The sequence below is a fragment of the Bradyrhizobium sp. Mp19 genome (assembly GCF_029952935.1).
GTDB lineage: Bacteria > Pseudomonadota > Alphaproteobacteria > Rhizobiales > Xanthobacteraceae > Bradyrhizobium > Bradyrhizobium elkanii.
On sequence record NZ_JASAUT010000008.1, the window covers coordinates 129,156 to 147,553 of the forward strand.

Annotated in this window: 17 protein-coding genes; 7 read left to right on the forward strand and 10 right to left on the reverse strand. The window is 64.8% G+C overall.

Annotated features, from left to right (window positions below):
* Nucleotides 1-113 precede the first annotated feature (113 nt).
* The 9 genes from QJT82_RS12975 to ugpC form a co-directional block, all read right to left on the reverse strand.
* Entirely contained in the window at nucleotides 114-1,652 is a 1,539-nt protein-coding gene (locus tag QJT82_RS12975; RefSeq protein WP_028344635.1) for an AMP-binding protein, read from the reverse strand.
* A gap of 1 nt (nucleotide 1,653) precedes the next feature.
* A complete protein-coding gene (locus tag QJT82_RS12980; protein ID WP_028344634.1) occupies nucleotides 1,654-2,823 on the reverse strand; it encodes an acetyl-CoA acetyltransferase in 1,170 nt (389 codons plus the stop codon).
* A 138-nt stretch (nucleotides 2,824-2,961) separates the two neighbouring features.
* A complete protein-coding gene (gene eda, locus QJT82_RS12985) occupies nucleotides 2,962-3,612 on the reverse strand; it encodes a bifunctional 4-hydroxy-2-oxoglutarate aldolase/2-dehydro-3-deoxy-phosphogluconate aldolase (protein WP_028344633.1) in 651 nt (216 codons plus the stop codon).
* Entirely contained in the window at nucleotides 3,609-4,565 is a 957-nt protein-coding gene (locus tag QJT82_RS12990; RefSeq protein WP_028344632.1) for a sugar kinase, read from the reverse strand. Before QJT82_RS12990 ends, eda begins: the two co-directional genes overlap by 4 nt.
* Nucleotides 4,566-4,695: 130 nt before the next feature.
* Complete coding sequence (gene denD / locus QJT82_RS12995; RefSeq protein WP_028344631.1) at nucleotides 4,696-5,682, reverse strand: D-erythronate dehydrogenase; 987 nt, start codon at nucleotides 5,680-5,682, stop codon at nucleotides 4,696-4,698.
* A gap of 52 nt (nucleotides 5,683-5,734) precedes the next feature.
* Nucleotides 5,735-6,658 (reverse strand): carbohydrate ABC transporter permease, encoded by a 924-nt coding sequence (locus QJT82_RS13000; RefSeq protein WP_028344630.1) that lies wholly within the window; start codon nucleotides 6,656-6,658, stop codon nucleotides 5,735-5,737.
* Nucleotides 6,651-7,610, reverse strand: a complete 960-nt coding sequence (locus tag QJT82_RS13005) for a sugar ABC transporter permease (RefSeq protein WP_018271134.1) — start codon at nucleotides 7,608-7,610, stop codon at nucleotides 6,651-6,653. Before QJT82_RS13005 ends, QJT82_RS13000 begins: the two co-directional genes overlap by 8 nt.
* Before the next feature lie 109 nt (nucleotides 7,611-7,719).
* Complete coding sequence (locus QJT82_RS13010) at nucleotides 7,720-9,039, reverse strand: ABC transporter substrate-binding protein (protein ID WP_028344629.1); 1,320 nt, start codon at nucleotides 9,037-9,039, stop codon at nucleotides 7,720-7,722.
* Between the two features lie 76 nt (nucleotides 9,040-9,115).
* Nucleotides 9,116-10,183 (reverse strand): sn-glycerol-3-phosphate ABC transporter ATP-binding protein UgpC, encoded by a 1,068-nt coding sequence (gene ugpC, locus QJT82_RS13015; protein ID WP_028334988.1) that lies wholly within the window; start codon nucleotides 10,181-10,183, stop codon nucleotides 9,116-9,118.
* Between the two features lie 205 nt (nucleotides 10,184-10,388).
* Here ugpC and QJT82_RS13020 point away from each other — a divergent pair, with 205 nt between their 5' ends.
* The 4 genes from QJT82_RS13020 (at nucleotide 10,389) to QJT82_RS13035 (ending at nucleotide 15,075) form a co-directional block, all read left to right on the forward strand.
* Nucleotides 10,389-11,417, forward strand: coding sequence for a LacI family DNA-binding transcriptional regulator (locus QJT82_RS13020; protein ID WP_028344628.1), 1,029 nt, complete (start codon nucleotides 10,389-10,391; stop codon nucleotides 11,415-11,417).
* Nucleotides 11,418-11,629: 212 nt separating this feature from the next.
* Entirely contained in the window at nucleotides 11,630-13,468 is a 1,839-nt protein-coding gene (locus tag QJT82_RS13025) for an IlvD/Edd family dehydratase (protein WP_028344627.1), read from the forward strand.
* A 113-nt stretch (nucleotides 13,469-13,581) separates the two neighbouring features.
* Nucleotides 13,582-14,316, forward strand: coding sequence for an SDR family oxidoreductase (locus QJT82_RS13030; protein WP_028344626.1), 735 nt, complete (start codon nucleotides 13,582-13,584; stop codon nucleotides 14,314-14,316).
* A 12-nt stretch (nucleotides 14,317-14,328) separates the two neighbouring features.
* Complete coding sequence (locus tag QJT82_RS13035) at nucleotides 14,329-15,075, forward strand: SDR family NAD(P)-dependent oxidoreductase (protein ID WP_028344625.1); 747 nt, start codon at nucleotides 14,329-14,331, stop codon at nucleotides 15,073-15,075.
* Here the strand turns inward: QJT82_RS13035 and QJT82_RS13040 are convergent.
* A complete protein-coding gene (locus tag QJT82_RS13040; protein ID WP_028344624.1) occupies nucleotides 15,072-15,944 on the reverse strand; it encodes a LysR substrate-binding domain-containing protein in 873 nt (290 codons plus the stop codon). The two genes, QJT82_RS13035 and QJT82_RS13040, sit on opposite strands and share 4 nt — an antisense overlap.
* 92 nt (nucleotides 15,945-16,036) lie before the next feature.
* Between QJT82_RS13040 and QJT82_RS13045 the strand changes: the two genes are divergently transcribed.
* The 3 genes from QJT82_RS13045 to QJT82_RS13055 all read left to right on the forward strand — a co-directional run bounded on the left by QJT82_RS13045 (nucleotide 16,037) and on the right by QJT82_RS13055 (nucleotide 18,215).
* Complete coding sequence (locus tag QJT82_RS13045; protein ID WP_028344623.1) at nucleotides 16,037-16,939, forward strand: DMT family transporter; 903 nt, start codon at nucleotides 16,037-16,039, stop codon at nucleotides 16,937-16,939.
* Nucleotides 16,940-17,023: 84 nt separating this feature from the next.
* Nucleotides 17,024-17,704 (forward strand): site-2 protease family protein, encoded by a 681-nt coding sequence (locus QJT82_RS13050; RefSeq protein WP_028344622.1) that lies wholly within the window; start codon nucleotides 17,024-17,026, stop codon nucleotides 17,702-17,704.
* Between the two features lie 103 nt (nucleotides 17,705-17,807).
* Nucleotides 17,808-18,215: a hypothetical protein gene (locus QJT82_RS13055; RefSeq protein WP_028344621.1), complete on the forward strand. Its 408-nt coding sequence runs from the start codon at nucleotides 17,808-17,810 to the stop codon at nucleotides 18,213-18,215.
* The last annotated feature ends 183 nt before the right edge of the window (nucleotides 18,216-18,398 follow it).

Consider the following 18,398-nt stretch of genomic DNA (forward strand, 5'->3'; position numbering starts at 1 on the left):
GCTTAGCGCGGCGGGAGGTCCCGGCCTATCCCTTAACCGCTCTAGTGACCCCAATCCCTACTGTGCATGGGGTTGTTTTCGATATTTTCGATTCAACCCAGCCTCGCCGCGATTTAGCCCATGCCTTTGGCCAGCATCTCCCGCAGCGCGGTCTTCAGCACCTTGCCATAATTGTTCTTCGGCAGTGCATCGAGATAGACATAACGCTTCGGCCGCTTGAAGCGGGCGATCGAGGCAAGGCAATGCGCGTCGAGCCTGCCGTCGTCGGCGGTAGCGCTATCCGCCAGCACGACGCAGGCGACGACGATCTCGCCCCACTCCGGATCCGGCACGCCGATGGCCGAGACCTCGCGGACATCTGGATGGGTCAGCAGGGCTTCCTCGACCTCGCGCGGATAGATGTTGGTGCCGCCGGAGATGATCACGTCCTTGGAGCGGTCCGACAGCGTGAGGAAACCGTCGGCGTCGAGCCGGCCGACATCGCCGGTGCGCAGCCAGCCGTCCTTCAGCGTCTCGGCATTGGCCTTCGGATTGTTCCAGTAGCCGAGCATCACGGTCGCGCCCTTGACCTCGATCTCGCCGGTCTCCCCGGCTGGCAGCGGGTTGCCGTCCTTGTCGGTGATGCGCACGGTGACGACGCTCTGCGCCAGCCCGACCGAAGCCAGCCGTTCGAGATAGCGCGGATGATCGCTCCGGGCGTGCCAGCCGCGCGACAGCGCCGTGATGGTCATCGGCGACTCGCCCTGGCCGTAGATCTGCACGAAGCGCTGGCCCATCGTCGCCATCGCATCGATGATGTCGGCCGTGTACATCGGACCGCCGCCATAGATGATGGTGCGCAGTCCCTCGCCGTTCTCGCCGCGCTTCTTGGCGGCATCGACCAGGCGGCGCACCATCGTGGGGGCCGCGAACATCACGACATTGTCGAGTTGGCGGCCGAGGTTGAGCACCTCGTCCGGATCGAAGCCGCCGGACTCCGGCACGACGTGGCGGCCGCCCATCCGGACGTGCGGGAAATTATAGAGGCCGGCGCCATGCGAGATCGGCGCGGCATAGAGCGAGGCATCGTGCGGCGTCGCCGGATCGACGTCGGCGAGATAGCACAGCGACATCGCGACCAGATTGCCGTGGCTGAGCATCACGCCCTTGGGACGGCCGGTGGTGCCTGACGTGTAGAACAGCCAGGCGAGATCGTTGCTTTCGCGCGGCAGCGGCGCAGGCGCGCCCTCGCCGCTTCGCATGGTCTTGTAAGCGTCGCTGTCGACCGACAGCGTGGTCATGCCGGCGGGGCGGTCGTCCTTCGCCTCGTTCAACGCACCGATCGTGTCATCGGAGACGAAGGCGAGCTTGGCGCCGCCATTGCCGCAGATCCACGCCGCCTCACGGCCGTGCAGCTTGGCGTTGATCGGGATCGCGACGGCGCCGATCCACCAGATGCCGTAGAGGCATTCGAGATATTGCGTGCAGTTCGACGCAAACAGCGCGATGCGGTCGCCGGCGGCAATGCCGTGATCACGCGCCAACGCCGCCCCGATCGAGGCGGCGCGGCGGGCAAAGGTGGCGTAGTCGGCGTCGAGATCGAAGCCGGTCAGCAGCGCCGGCGCGTCGGGACGCGCCCGTGCCGTCGCCGCCAGCCATTCGGCAATGTTCAAGCTACTTCGCCGGCTCGAGGATCGAGACGTAGTTGGCGACCGCGGCGCCGCCCATGTTGAAGATGCCGCCGATCTGCGGGTTCTTGAGCTGCATGCCCTCGGGCGCTTGCCCCGTGAGCTGCATCGCGCTCATCACATGCATGGAGACGCCGGTGGCGCCGATCGGGTGGCCCTTGGCCTTGAGGCCGCCGGACGGATTGACCGGCAGCTTGCCGTCCTTCTGGGTCCAGCCTTCCATGATCGCGCGCGCGCCCTGTCCCTTCGGCGTCAGGCCCATCGCCTCATATTCGATCAGCTCGGCGACGGTGAAGCAGTCATGGGTCTCGACGAAGGACAGATCGGAGAGCTGCAGGCCGGCCTTCTGCAGCGCGCGCTGCCAGGCGGTGGTGCAGCCTTCGAACTGCAGGATGTCGCGCTTGGACATCGGCAGGAAATCCTGCGCATGCGCGGTGGCGCGGATGTTCACCGCCTTGCCCATGGTCTTGGCGGTCTCGGCATCGGTCAGCACCAGCGCGGCGGCGCCGTCCGACACCAGCGAGCAGTCGGTGCGCTTCAAGGGACCGGCGACGAACGGGTTCTTGTCGCTCTCGGCGCGGCAGAACTCGAAGCCGAAATCCTTGCGCATCTGCGCATAGGGATTGGCGACGCCGTTCTTATGGTTCTTGGCGGCGATCATCGCCAGCGCATCCGACTGGTCGCCGTATTTCTGGAAATAGGCCTGCGCGATCTTGCCGAACACGCCGGCAAAGCCGCCGACCGTGTCGCCGTCCTCGGGCAGATACGACGCCTTGAGCAGGTTCTTGCCGATCTCCGGGCCCGGCGTCTTCGTCATCTGCTCGACGCCGACCACCAGCACGATCTTCGCGGCGCCGGCTTCGATGGCGCGGATGCCCTGATGCACGGCGGCCGAGCCCGTGGCGCAGGCATTCTCGACGCGGGTGGTCGGCTTGAAGCGCAGCGCCGGATTGGCCTGCAGCACCAGCGAGGCAGTAAAATCCTGCGGCGAGAAGCCGGCGTTGAAATGGCCGAGCATGATCTCGTCGACATCGGACGCGGCGATGCCGGCGTCAGCCAGCGCCTCGTTGGCGACCTTGACCACGAGACCCTCGACGGTCTCCGCGTCGAACTTTCCGAATGGCGTGTGCGCCCAACCCACGATGCTGGCGGTCATGGCTGTATCTCCCTGTTCCTGTTCGGAGAGTTATGTAGCGTATCTCGAGAGCGTTTTCGAGCGAAGTGGACACCGGTTCGCGTGAAGAAAACGCGTCAAAACCAGAATCTAGAACCCCGTTTCTATCGGAACGGAGTTCTAGCCGGCTTTCAGCGTTTTCATCGCCGTCGCGCACATGGCGGTTATGCCGGCCCAATTGCCGGCGCGGATATCGGCCGCCGGGCACAGCCAGGAACCGCCGACCGCCAGCACATTCGGCTCGGCCAGCCAGATCGCCGCATTGGCCTCACCGACCCCGCCGGTCGGGCACACCCTGACCTGCGGAAATGGCCCGGCCAGAGCCCGCAGTGCCTTGATACCGCCCGCCTGCTCGGCCGGGAAGAATTTGACGACGTCGAAGCCGTGGGCCAGCGCCTGCATCAGCTCGGAGGCGGTCGCGATCCCCGGCGCGAAGGGCAGCCGGCTGGCGGCTGCCGCCGTCAACAGCTCGGGCGTCGCACCCGGGCTGATGCCGAATTTGGCGCCCAGCGCCTCGGCGCGCGCCAGGTCGTCACCACTGAGGATCGTGCCGATCCCGACGATCGCCTCCGGCACACCGGCGATGATGGCCCTGGCCGCATCGACCGCGACCGCCGTCCGCAGCGTCACCTCGAGCGTCCGCACGCCGCCGGCGACCAGCGCCTTCGCAAGCGGCACCGCGTCCTCGAGCCGCTCGATGGTCAGCACCGGGATCACGGTGGCCTGGCGGATCAGCTCGGCGATCTGGTCCTGCTTCGATGTCGTTGTCATTGCGAGGCCTTGCGGGATGATGGGAGACGAAGCGCCTTTTTCGGCGGCATGGCGTAGCGCGGAATGATCGCGCCGGGATAGCACACCACAACACCGGCCAGCCGATGGCCGGCGCGCGCGGCCTCCTCGGGCTCGGCGCCGCCGAGCCGCGCGGCGAGATAGGCTGCGGCAAAGCTGTCGCCGGCCGCGGTGGTATCGACCACCGGCTTGGTGAGCTGCTCCGCCTTCACCTCGCGCGTTCCGCCGGCCGAGCGCACGATGCAGGCCGGCTCGGCGAGCTTCAGCACCACCTCGGGGCTTGAGATGCCCGCCAGCAGCGCCGTGTTGCTCTCGCCGGGATAAAGCGGCGCCAGATCCTCGGTCGAGGCAAGCACGATATCGGCCGTCTCGAACGCGCTGCTGAAGACCTTCCGCGCGACGTTCAGGTCCGGCCAGCCGCGGGCGCGGAAATTGGTGTCGAACGCAAACCGCGTCCCCAGCAGCCGCGCACGCTTCAGCGCCGCCAGCAATCGCTCCCGCCCATCCTCGCGCAGGATCGAGAGCGTGATCGCCGAGAGATAGACGACGTCATAGGTCGCGAGCGAGTTCAGGATGTCTTCCGTTTCGGGCAGATCCATCAGGGCGCGGGCCGCGGCGCTGTCACGCCAATGGAAGAAGCGCCGCTCGCCCTTGTCGTCGGTCTGGATCAGATAGAGGCCGGGCAGCTTGCCCGCCGATCGCGCGACATGCTTGGTGCCGATGCCTTCGCTCGCCCAGCCCGCGATCATCTCATCGCTCAGCGCATCATCGCCGAGCGCCGTGAAGTAATCGACGTGGACGCCGAGCCGGGACAGATAGACCGCGGTGTTGAGCGTGTCGCCGCCAAAGGAGCGCGAATACAACCCGCCGAGCTGGCCGCCAGGGGCCTGGCGCAGCTCGATCATGCATTCGCCGATGCTGGCAACTCTGGTCATCTCAAGCGCCGCGCTAAAGCGCGATGAAGCCTGGTTGCATCATCATCGCGCCTTAGCCCCTTGTCTGAGCATGATCTTCTCGGAAAACCGCTTCGCACTTCTCCGGATCATGCTTTAGCCCGGACGCCGCTCAGGCGGCGAACTTGCCGCCGAGTTCGTCCTCGATATGGATCCGGATGATGTCGTCGAACGTCTTCTCGGCCGTGGTGAAGCCGAGCTTCAGCGCGCGGTCGGTGGCGAAATCGCGCGGCCAGCCCGAGACGATGCTGATGATGGTCGGATCGGGCACCCGCTTGATCCGCGCGGTGACGTTCTTGCCGGCGACACGCTCCAGCGACGCGATCTGCTCACCGACGGTGACGGACATCCCGGGCATGCTGAGATTGCGCCGCGGACCCATCGCATTGAGATCCATCGTGCCGGCGTGAACCAGAAAACCGACCGCCGATTTCGGCGAGGCGTGCCAGTGCCGGACGTCCTCGGAGACCGGCAGCACCGCCTCCTCGCCCGCCAGCGGCTCGCGGATGATGTTCGAGAAGAAGCCGGACGCCGCCTTGTTCGGCTTGCCCGGACGCACGCAGATTGTCGGCAGGCGGATCGAGATCCCGTCGAGCAGGCCCTTGCGGGTGTAATCGTTGATCAGGAGCTCGCAAATCGACTTCTGCGTGCCATAGCTCGTCAGCGGCGTATGGAAGAATTCGTCGCCGATCTTCTCGGGGAACGGCGCGCCGAACACCGCGATCGAGGACGTGAACACCAGCCGCGGCTTGTAGCCGCCGCCGACGGCACGGATGGCGTCGATCAAATAGCGGGTGCCATCGAGGTTGATCCGATAGCCCTTGTCGAACTCGGCCTCGGCCTCACCCGAGACGATCGCGGCGAGATGGAAGATCACCTCGGGACGCTCGGCGATCAAGGGCGCCGCGGCGCCGGCATCGGCGAAATCGGATGCGACCACATTGACCGGGATCGAGGCATTCGCGGGCTTGGCCGGAGCGACCACGTCCTGCAGCGTCATCCGGGTGATCTCCTGCTTGCCGAGGCGGCCCTCGCGCAAGAGACGCTCGGTCAGCTTGCGGCCGACCATGCCGGCGGCGCCCAGAATCAGAATGTGCACGACCCTGCTCCTTTTCTTGTCTTGTTCGAATTCAGCTGCGGGCCTTGCGCGCTCATTCCTTCACGGCACCCGTCATCGCCGAGACATAATGCTCTACGAAGAACGCGTAAAGAATAACCAGCGGCAGCGAGCCGCATAGCGCCCCTGCCATCAGGGACCCCCAGCGATAGATGTCACCGTCAACGAATTCGTTGACGATGGCGACCGGCACGGTCTTGTTCGGGGTCGATTGCAGGAACGTCAGCGCATAGATGAACTCGTTCCAGCACAGCGTGAAGCAGAAGATGAAGGCCGAGATCAGTCCGGGGACGGCGAGCGGCAGCACGATCTTGATCAGGATCTGCCAGCGGCTGGCTCCGTCGATCAGCGCGCACTCCTCGAGCTCGAACGGGATGGTCTTGAAATAGCCCATCAGAAGCCAGGTCGAGAAGGGGATCAGGATCGTCGGATAGGTCAGGATCAGCGCCAGGGGCGAGTCGAACAGGCCGTACTGGAACACGACGGTCGCAAGCGGGATGAACAGGATCGACGGCGGCACCAGATAGGCCAGGAAGATCAGGCCGCCGACGACGCTGGCGCCCTTGTAGCGCAGCCGCACGATCGCATAGGCCGCGAGCACGCTCGCGATGATCGACAGCACGGTGGCGCCCACCGCCACATACATCGTGTTCCAGAGCCAATGCGGATAGTAGCTCTCGAACAGCAGCTTGTGGATGTGCTTGAAGGTCGGATTCCAGGTCCAGAACGGATTGTACTTGTCGAGATCGAGCAGCTGCTCATCCGGCTTGATCGCCGTCAGCCCCATCCAATAGAACGGGAACAGCAGGATGATCACGATGATCGACAGCGGGATGTAGAGCGTCACGATCCGCCGCGGCACCGACTGCAGGTAGCTCATGCCCTCGCTGTTGTCGACGCGCGACGGCGTCGACAGGATGCTCTTGAGGTCGACCTTGGAGGCGGGAAGATCAGTCATTGCTCTCTCCCTGCTGCCACTTCCTGCGTTGCAGGCCGAACCATGACACCATGATCGCAGCAAGCAGGAACGGGATCATCGCGCTCGAGATCGCGGCGCCCTCGCCCAGCTGCCCCGCGATGATCGCGCGCTGATACGACAGCGTCGCCATCAAATGAGTGGCGTTGACCGGGCCGCCGCGGGTCATCGCCCAGATCAGCTGGAAGTCGGTGAAGGTGAACAGCACCGAGAACGTCATCACGACGGCAATGATCGGCGTCAGCAAAGGATAGGTGATGTAGCGGAACATCTGCCAGCGCGAGGCGCCATCCAGGGTCGCCGCCTCATACAGCGACGGCTGCACGGTCTGCAGGCCCGCCAGCAGCGTGATCGCGACGAACGGCACCCCGCGCCAGATATTGGCGAAGATCACGCAGATCCGGGCCCAGGTGGTGTCGCCGAGGAAATTGATGTTCTGGGTGATCAGGCCGAGATGCTTCAGCGACCAGGAGATGATCGAGAACTGGGAATCGAAGATCCACCAGAACGCCAGCGCCGACAGCACGGTCGGCACGATGAAGGGGATCAGCACCGCGGCACGCAACAGCGCCTTGAACGGCATGCGCTCGTTGAGCAGCAGCGCCAGATAGAGCCCGACCGCGAACTTCACGGCGCTCGCGATGAAGGTGTAGAGCAACGTGTTGAAGACCGACAGCCAGAAGATCGCGTCGTCCCACAACCATTCATAGTTCTCGGTTCCGATGAAATGACCGACGCGGCCGATGCGGGTGTCGGTGAAGGACAGCCAGATGCCGAGCCCCAGCGGATAGGCCAGGAAGAAGATCAGGAACGCCATCGCCGGCAACATGAACCAGAAGCCGAGCCAGTTCTTGTTGTGGCGGAGCTGATCCCACGCGGTCGCTTCGCGGATTTCGGTCTTCGCACGTCGCGGCGCAAGGGCGATGTCGGCCATAGGCGATGTCCCGATTGCTCAACGGATTGAGCATGACTACGCAATATTCCAATGATGGCATTCCAATGATGACGCGGGCGGCGGCGCTCCGCCGCCCGCGGCCATCACATCAGCGATAGATGCGCTTCAGCTGCCGTTCGGCTTCCGCCATCGCGGCCTTGCCGTCCTTGGCACCGGTGCAGTAGTTCGCGAACATGTCGACCACGATGAAGTCGGCGATCGCGGTCGCGGCCTTCTCGCCGGGCGTGCCGATGCCGGAGGCCGGCAGCGCTCGCTTCGAGGCCTGGCCGAACACCGCGTTCTTCGGATCGGCGGTCCACACCGGAGCCGAGTCGTAGGCATTGAGTGTGTGGGTGAGATAACCCCGCGCGCCCGACAGCCACTTCTCGAAATTCTCCTTCTCCAGCATGAAGGCGATGAAGGCCTTCGCCGCGTTCGGATATTTGCAGAAGTTGAAGGCGAGGATCGGAACCGCGAGCTGCAATTCGGTCGGCTTGCCGATCGAGCCGACCGGCCACAATGCGTGGTCGATGTCGTCGGCGAGCTCCTTCTTGCTCGGATCGTCCTTGGCCGCGACGTAGATCGAGATGCCGTTCGAGGTCAGGAACAGCTCGCCGGACAGGAAGGCCTTGTTGTTGGAGGAGTCGTTCCAGGACGCGACACCCGGAATGAAGGTCTCCGACAGCGCCTTGGCATACTCCAGCGCCTTCATCGTCTCCGGCGAGTTGATGATGACCTTGTCGTCCTTGTCGACGGTCCAGGCGTTGTGGCCCCAGAGGATGTTGTGCACCCAGGCATTGGCGTCGCCGGTGGCGTGGCCGAGCGCGAAGCCGGCCGGCGTGTTGTTCTTCTTCAGCGCCTTGCACAGTTCGAGATAGGCCGGGAAATCGGACGGCACCTGCTTGAAGCCGGCCTTCTCGACCGCCGACTTGCGATAGGTCAAATAGCCGCCGATGGTCGCGACGGGAATGCCGAGCCAGTCATTGCCCTGCTTGCACGTCTTGGCCGCGGCTTCGGTCCAGCCGCCATACTTGTTGCCGAGGTAGTCGGCAACGTCGTTCATCTTGAGAACCTTGGTCGGGAACAGCTGCGGCAGCGTGTGCAGGCCCCAGGCGAGGTCGAGACCCGAGCCGGTGTTGGCGGCGACCGAGGCCTTCGGCTGCACGTCCTCGAAGGACTCGCTGAACACGTTCATCTCGGTGCCGGTTGCCGACTTGAAGGCCGCGACCATGGCGTTGAATGCATCGTCTTCCGCGGGCACGAAGCGCTTCCAGCGCATCACGGTGAGCTTGGCGCCCGGCTCCGCCTTCCAGGGCGCGCTCTGCGCCCAGGCCTTGGCGAAGTCGAACAGCGCCGGCCCGGTGAGCATGCCGGTTGCAGCCAGCGCCGTGCCGCCCTGAAGTAGCGAGCGGCGAGTAAAATCGTGCATCGTCCTTCTCCCTATGATTGTGTTTTTGTTGTTTTTGATCTGGCCTGTTGGTCGGCCATTAAGATCGATCGGTCCGTCAGCTGTTCAGTCGTTTCCCCGTCGAATCGTCGAACAGATGGACCAGCGACGGATCCGGCTTGAGCCGAACCTTGTCGCCCGGGTTGAACAGATGGCGCTCGCGGAACACGGCGACGACCTGCTCGCCGCCGAGCTTGGCGAACACCTGGGTCTCCGAGCCGGTCGGCTCGACCACCACGATCTCGGCCTCGGCGCCGTCATCGGCGATGGTGAAATGCTCGGGCCGCACGCCGTAGACCGCGGGTTGGCCGTCGGAATTGGCCGGTGCCGATTTCAGCGGCAGCTTGACGCCATTCGGTCCCTCGAAATAGGCGGCGCCGTTCACCTTCACATTGCCCTTGAGGAAATTCATCGCCGGCGAACCGATGAAACCGGCCACGAACTGGTTCGCCGGCGTGTCATAGAGCTCGAGCGGCGAGCCCATCTGCTCGACGATGCCGTCATGCATCACCACGATCTTGTCGGCCATGGTCATGGCCTCGATCTGGTCGTGGGTGACGTAGACGGTCGTGGTCTTCAGCCGCTGGTGCAGCTCCTTGATCTCGGTGCGCATCGCAACGCGCAGCTTGGCGTCGAGGTTCGACAGCGGCTCGTCGAACAGGAACACCTGGGGATCGCGCACGATGGCGCGGCCCATCGCGACGCGCTGGCGCTGGCCGCCCGAAAGCTGGCGAGGATAGCGCTCGAGCAGCGGCGTCAGTGCGAGGATTTCCGCGGCGCGCTTGACGCCGGTCGAGATCTCCTCGGGCTTGGCGCCGCGCAGCTTGAGCGAGAAGCCCATATTGTCGGCGACCGTCATGTGCGGGTAGAGCGCGTAGTTCTGGAACACCATCGCAATGTCGCGCTCTTTGGGCTGGACATTGTTGACGACGCGGTCGCCGATCGAGATCGTGCCGGAGGTGATGTTCTCGAGCCCCGCCAGCATGCGCAGCAGGGTCGACTTGCCGCAGCCGGAGGGACCGACCAGAACGACGAACTCGCCGTCCTCGATCGGGATCGACACGCCGTGCAGGACCTCAAAATTGCCGAACGATTTCCGCACGTCGCGAATCTGGACCGACGACATCCACTTCCCTCCTCAAGTTCCCGACGACGTACGACGAGTGCCGCCACCGCTCTGTTTTGTTCCGGCCGCGCTGGGTGCGCGGCGCTGTTGGACTGGCGTTATTGTCCGCAGTTTATCCGGTTTTGGCAATCGTTCGATTAGCAATCGCTTGGTAGCGCTGTCAATATCAGTTTGTTTGCGACGAACGTCGTGATATGAGCGGCAAATGGCCCGAAAGCGCATCACGCCAGGCAAGATCCGGCTCGCCGAAGTCGCGAAGCTCGCCGGTGTCAGTCCGATTACGGCCTCACGGTTCTTCAGGAATCCGGAAGCACTTTCGGCCGGCAAGCGCGCGCGGGTCGATAGTGCGGCAAAAGAACTCGGTTACGTGCCCAATCTCGCGGCACGCGCGCTTGCGTCGCAGCGCACCGAGGTGATCGGTGTCCTGATCCCGTCGCTGACCAACAACGTGTTCTCCGACGTGCTGCGCGGCATCTATGACGCGCTCGACGGCAGTCGCTACAGCATTCAGCTCGCCAACACCCGCTACAGCATCCTGCAGGAAGAGCGCCTGCTGCGTCTGTTTCTGGCACAGAAGCCCGCCGGGCTGATCATTACCGGCATCAACCAGACCGCCGATTCCCGCGGCATCATGGAGACGGTCGATTGTCCGATCGTCCAGATCATGGAGGTCGGTCCATCCCCGATCGACATGATGATCGGATTCTCGCATTTTGACGCCGCAAAAGCGGCCATCGCCCACCTGCTCGCGCAGGGCTACCGGCGGATCGGCTTCCTCGGCGCGCGGATGGACCCGCGGGTGCAGCGACGGCTCGACGGCTATCGCTTCGCAATGACGGAAGCCGCGCTGTTCGATCCACAGCTTATTGTGACAACGGCGATCCCGACCTCGGTCACGCTCGGCGGGACGCTGTTTGCCGACCTGCTCGCCAAGGCGCCCGACATCGACGCCGTGTTCTGCGTCAATGACGACCTTGCGCTTGGCGCACTGTTCGAATGCAAGCGACGGCACATGGCGGTGCCGGAGCAGATGGCGATCGTCGGCTTCAACGACCTCGAATTCATGGCGTCGAGCGAGCCGACGCTGAGCAGCGTGCGCACCAATCGCTACGAAATGGGCAGAAACGCTGCCGTGATGGTGATCGAAACGCTGGAAGGGCGCCGGCCCGCCGAACCCGTCGTCGATCTCGGCTTCAGTGTCATGGAACGGCAAAGCTCGGCGCGGCGCAATTGACTTCGCCCGGTACCTGCCCGTCACAAGGGACGCGAAAAATGATAAAATGATAGCGCAACCAAGACCCTTCAACTAAGGTCCAATCCATCATACGAAACACCTGTGCGTGATCGCTCGGGTTTGTAATGCGCGACGATTTGCGCAAGGTAGAACGACGTTGAACCAGAGCCCTTGAATGGGCCCATCAAGAGTTTGCATTGCGGGAGAAACCAATGACAAAACCCCCCACCAACGGGCACAGCGCCGCAGGCGAGACCAACAAGGGCAAAGGCCGCAGGCTGCGCTCCCAGGAATGGTTCGACAACCCGCACAATCCGGGCATGACCGCGCTCTATCTCGAGCGCTATCTCAATTACGGCCTGACCCGCGAGGAATTGCAGTCGGGCAAGCCGATCATCGGCATCGCGCAGACCGGCAACGACCTGTCGCCCTGCAATCGGCATCACCTCGAGCTCGCACATCGCGTCCGCGAGGGCATCCGCGCCGCCGGCGGCATCGCCATGGAGTTTCCCACCCATCCGATCCAGGAGACCGGCAAGCGCCCGACCGCGGCGCTCGACCGCAACCTCGCCTATCTCGGCCTGGTCGAGGTGCTGTTCGGCTATCCGCTTGACGGCGTGGTGCTGACCACCGGCTGCGACAAGACCACGCCGGCCTGCATGATGGCGGCGGCGACCGTCAACCTGCCGGCGATCGTGCTGTCGGGCGGCCCGATGCTGAACGGCTGGCACGAGGGCCAGCGCACCGGCTCCGGCACCGTGGTGTGGAAGGCGCGCGAGCGGCTCGCCGCCGGCGAGATCGACTATGAGCAATTCATCGAGATCGTGGCCTCCTCGGCCCCCTCGGTCGGCCATTGCAACACGATGGGCACCGCCTCCACCATGAACTCGCTCGCGGAAGCGCTCGGCTTTTCGCTGCCGGGCTGCGCGGCGATCCCGGCGCCGTATCGCGAGCGCGGCCAGATCGCCTACGAGACGGGAAAACGCATCGTCGACATGGTCTGGGAGGACCTCAAGCCGTCGGACTTCCTGACGCGCGAGGCGTTCGAGAACTGCATTGTGGTCAACTCCGCGATCGGCGGCTCGACCAATGCACCGATCCATATCAATGCGTTGGCGCGCCATGTCGGCGTCGAGCTGTCGATCGACGACTGGCAGAAATACGGCCATGACGTCCCGCTGCTGGTGAACATGCAGCCGGCCGGCTTCTATCTCGGCGAGGAATATCACCGCGCCGGCGGCGTGCCCTCGGTGGTGCGCGAGCTGATCAAGCACAAGCGCATCCACGAAGGCGCCCTCACCGTCAACGGCCGCACCATGGGCGAGAACTGCAAGGAAGCGCTGCAGCCCGACGGCGACGTGATCTGGGGCTACGACAAGCCACTGGTGAAGGACGCCGGCTTCCTGGTCTTGCGCGGCAATCTCTTTGATTCCGCGATCATGAAGACCAGCGTGATCTCGAAGGAATTCCGCGACCGCTATCTGTCCAACCCGAAGGACCTCAACGCCTTCGAGGGCCGCGCCATCGTGTTCGAAGGGCCGGAGGATTATCACAACCGCATCGAGGATCCGGCACTCGACATCGACGAGCACTGCGTCCTGTTCGTCCGCGGCACCGGCCCGATCGGCTATCCCGGCGGCGCTGAGGTGGTGAACATGCAGCCGCCGGCGGCACTGATCAAACGCGGCATCCTGTCCCTGCCCTGCATCGGCGACGGAAGGCAGTCCGGCACCTCGGGTTCGCCCTCGATCCTCAACGCCTCGCCCGAGGCCGCCGCCGATGGCGGGCTCGCGATCCTGAAGACCGGCGACAAGGTGCGCATCGACCTCAACAAGGGCAGCGCCAACATCATGATCTCGGAGGACGAGCTGCGCACCCGCCGCGCCGAGCTGAAGGCCAAGGGCGGCTTCCCGCATCCGGCCAACCAGACGCCGTGGCAGGAGCTCTACCGCAAGACCGTCGGCCAGCACGCGACCGGCGCCTGCCTCGAGCTCGCGACGCGCTACCACGATATCGCCGGCAAGGTCGGCGTGGCGCGCGACAATCACTAGGACGCAAACCGTCATTGCCGGGCTCGACCCGGCAATCCATCGTTCCTCGAAAGATGGATGCGCGGGTCAAGCCCGCGCATGACACTGCAAATCGTCAAAGAAGGAAGAAACGCATGTCAGACCGCCTGAAGGGCAAACGCGCATTCGTAACCGCAGCGGCCGTCGGCATCGGCCGCGCCTGCGCGCTGGCCTTTGCCCGCGAGGGCGCGACCGTGTTCGCGACCGATATCGACGAAGGCAAGCTTGCGCTGCTCAAGCAGGAAGGCATCGCCGAGGTTGCGAAGCTTGACGTACGCGACACCGCAGCGGTCGAGGCAATCGCAAAGCGCGCCGGCAAGACCGACATCCTGCTCAATGCCGCGGGCTTCGTGCATCACGGCACGGCGCTGGAGTGCTCGGACGACGACTGGGACTTCTCCTTCGACCTCAACGTCAAGTCGATGCACCGCACCACGCGCGCCTTCCTGCCCGGCATGCTGGCGCAGGGCGGCGGCTCCATCGTCAACATCGCCTCCGCCGCCGGCGCGGTGAAGGCGGCGCCGAACCGCTACGTCTATAGCGCCACCAAGGCCGCAGTTGCGGCACTGACGCGCTCGGTCGCGGCCGACTTCATCACCAAGGGCATCCGCTGCAACTGCATCTGCCCCGGCACCATCGAGACGCCTTCGATGCTTGAGCGTGCGGCGGCTGCCGGCCCGCAGGGACGCGAGATGTTCGTTGCGCGCCAGCCGATGGGCCGGCTCGGCACCGCCGAGGAAATCGCCGCGCTCGCCGTCTATCTTGCCAGCGACGAAAGCTCGTTCACGACAGGTGTCGCGCATGTCATCGACGGCGGCTGGACACTCTAATCGGGAGGCAACATGAACAAGATCGATCTCAACGGCCGCTGTGCCGTCGTCACCGGCGGCGCGCAGGGATTTGGCCGCGCCATCACCGAGCGCTTTGTCGCGTCGGGCGCCAAGGTCGCGATCTGGGATTTCGACCAGCCGCTGGCCGAGAAGACCGCGCGGGCGATCGGCGAGAACGTGATCGCGATCAAGACCGACGTCACTGATCCCGACGCGGTCGACGCCGCGCGCGATCAAACGCTGCGGGCGTTCGGCAAGATCGACATTCTCGTCAACAACGCCGGTATCACCGGAGCCAACAAGCCGGTATGGGAAACCGAGCTCGACGACTGGCGCAGGGTGATGCGCATCAATCTCGAGGGTCCCTTCATCTGCTGCAAGGCGATCGTGCCGACCATGATCGGCCAGAAATACGGTCGCATCGTCAACATCGCCTCGATCGCCGGCAAGGAAGGCAATCCGAACGCCGCGCATTATTCGTCGTCGAAGGCGGGCCTGATCGCGCTCACCAAATCGCTCGGCAAGGAGCTCGCGCAGCACGACATCCTGGTCAATGCGGTGACGCCGGCCGCGGCGAAGACCGCGATCTTCGACCAGATGACGCAAGCGCACATCGACTTCATGCTGTCGAAGATCCCGAAAGCCCGCTTCGTGCAGGTCGAGGAACTCGCCTCGATGGTGGCGTGGCTGGCGTCAGAAGACTGCGCCTTCTCCACCGGCGCGGTGTTCGACATCTCCGGCGGCCGCGCGACCTATTAAATCGCCGCTCGCCTCGCCGGCTGCCGCAGCGCCGCGACGAGATGATCGGCCAGGAGTGACGCCGCGTGCGACAGGTTTTGCGCGCGATGCAGGCGGATCTCGGCCCGCGGCAGCCGCGGCATGCCGTCGCGCGCGGTCAGCCGACGCAGCGTCGGCGGAAAGGTCCCCGACTTGACCACGGTCACGGCGAGGCCCTGCGCCGCGATCGCCTCGACCGCAGACAGGCTGTGGCTGACAAAGGCGAGCCGCCACGGCCGGTTCGCCTGGTCGAGCGCCTGCATCGCCCAGCTCCGGAACAGGCAGCCCTGCGGATAGAGCGCGACCGGCAGCGGATCGAGCTCCTCGACGCGATGCGCGGCGCTCGCGGCCCACACCGCCTGCTCGGTGCGCAGCAACTCGCCCTCGCCGCGTCCCTCGGGGTGCATCGCGATCACGAGGTCATAGGCTTCGCCGAGCCGATCGGTCATCGTCGACGTTAGCCCCGTCTCCATCTCGACATGGATCAGCGGATAGCTGGCGATGAACTCCTTGAGCAGCGGCGGGACGATCATCGTCCCATAGTCGTCCATCACGCCAAGGCGAACCCGTCCATCCGTGCCATGCGCGCGCACCCGGCCGATCGCCTCCGCGTTGAGGCTCAGAATGCGGCGGGCATAGCCGAGCAATCCCTCGCCTGCCGCACTCAGATCGACGCTTGACGTGCTGCGGTGAAACAGTTCGGCCTGCAGCCGCTCTTCCAGCCGCTTCACCTGCATGCTGACGGCGGATTGGGTCCGGTTCAGCGCCGAGGCCGCGCGGGTGAAGGAGCGATGCTCCGCCACCGCGACGAAGGCCTGCAGGAGATCCGGGTCCAGGATGGGCGCACTCATAACGATCTGTGATTTGGTCGATCAAATCTATTCCATTCCCTGATTACGCCCCGGTCCCTAGATTGCGCAAGCGAAACCAAGGGGCGAACGGAATGGGCGAGATCTGGGGCGTGTTGGCGGCGGTGGCATCGAGCGCGCTGGGCGGCACTTCGATCGGGGCGACGCGGTTCCTGGTCGGCGCCATCGATCCGCTGGCGATCGGCGCGTTCCGCTTCGGCATCGGCGTCTTGCTGCTGCTGCCGCTGGCACTGCTGCAACGCCGGAGCTGGCCGCCGCGGCACGACTGGCCCGGCGTTGCCGGCCTCGGCCTGCTGTTCTTTGCGGCGTTTCCGGTCCTGTTCAACGCCTCGCTGATCTTCACCACCGCCGCGCGCGGCGCACTCGCGCTGTCGACGCTGCCGCTGCTGACCATGCTGGTCGGCGCGGCGCTGGGCGCCGAAGCGCTCACCGCGCGCAAAACCGCAGGCGTCCTGATCACCATCCTTGGCGTCTCGATGGCGCTGCTCTCCGGCCTCGCCACGGCGCCACCTGGCGCCTGGCGCGGCGACCTCTTGATGATCGCGGCCGCGCTGTGCATGGCGCTCTACAGCATCTGGTCAAAACCCTATATCCGCCGCTCCGGCCCGATCCCCTTCACCACGCTCGCGATGGCGGCCGGGGCTGCTGTCCTCATAACGGCGTCGCTGCTGCGCGGCAGTTTTGCGCCGGTTGCCGATTTCGGCGCGCCGCAATGGTTCGGCGCGATCTATCTCGGCGCGTTCGGCGCCGCGCTCACCTTCTATCTCTGGGCCCTCGCGCTGGAGCGGACGACCCCGACCCGGGTCGCGATATCCGTCACCGTCAATCCGATCGCGGCAACGCTGGTCGGCGCAGCGCTGCTCGGCGAGCCGCTGAGCTGGAATCTGGTGGCCGGCATCGTCACCGTTTTCGTTGGCATCTGGATCGCGACCACCCAGCCGCCCCTAGCGCACGCGGTCGCTCCCGACATGCGCTGACTGCGGCAACGCTCGCCAGCAAGGCCTTCAGCGAATCCGTGCTAGCCTGAGGTCCGGTCCCAGCGAACCCGAGGCGGCACGCCATTGAACATTTCCCTCTATGACATCTCCGTCTGGGTATTGCCGGTGGTCATTGCGATCACGTTTCACGAAGCCGCGCACGGTTTCGTCGCGCACCGGCTCGGCGACGACACCGCCTGGCAGCTCGGCCGCGTCAGCTTCAACCCGCTGAAGCACATCGATCCGTTCGGCACGCTGATCCTGCCTGCGGTGCTGCTGTTCGCGCATTCGCCGTTCCTGTTCGGCTATGCCAAGCCGGTGCCGGTGAACTTCCGCAAGCTCAATCATCCCAAGCTCGACATGGTGTGGGTGGCGCTGGCCGGTCCGGCCACCAACATCCTCCTGGCGATCGCCGCGGCGCTGGCATTCCACGCGCTGCCATTGGTGCCGGCCGATGCCGCAAAATGGACCGCGGACAACCTGAAAAACGCCTTCCTGATCAACATCGTGCTCGCGATCTTCAACATGATGCCGATCCCGCCGCTGGACGGCGGCCGGGTTGCGGTCGGGCTGCTGCCAAGGCCGCTGGCGATCCCGCTCGCCCGGCTGGAGCCCTACGGCATGCTGATCCTGATCGGGCTGTTGATCCTGCTGCCGGTGATCGGCCAGCAAGTCGGCCTAAATCTTGATGTTATTTCAACGATACTGCGAACTCTGACCGGCTATGTAATCAACGCCCTTCTCCTCATTACCGGAAACACATAGCCTTGGTCTGCGTATGATCCGACCGGAAAACCGGTAGCCATTCTTCCGGGTCGTGCGTTGAGGACGGGAACGCTTCGAGGCCATGGTGATCAAAGCTGCCGATATGCTGATTGCACGACGCGCCGACACCCGCGCGCGGGCCGACTTTGCGACCTGGAAGATGATGGCGAAGCTGAACGGCGCCTCCGCCTTGCCGCCCGAAGCGCAGAATTTCCTGGCCATTTACAACAAGCTGCTGGGACAGATGAGCGAGGCCGACGCCGGCGAGGCGACCATCCAGCAAATGTATCGCACCTATTATGTCGAGATGGGCGGCGCCGGCAAAGCGCCGGAGGTTCCGGCGCGCGTGCGTGAGCCGGTGGCCGACAGCGGCAATGTCACGGCGTTCCGCCGCCTGCCCGCCAAGAAGGCGAGCGCCTCCGACCCGAACGCCAAGCGTCCGATGCCGGTGGCGCTGATCTTCGCCTGCCTCGTCGTGGTCTACGTCGCGATCCGGTACTACTGGAAATAGCGCCGTCCGCGCTTCACCCTATCCGCGTCTGATGATCGAACTACGCACACCGCGGCATCCCGTCGCGCGTCACCGGCTGCGCAATCGCCGTGGCGTGGAATATCGCGCACGAGCGATCGCGCCAGCGCTCTAGGCGATGCGCCCGATGCCGGGCATAATGCGGAACTCAAAAAAACAAAATCA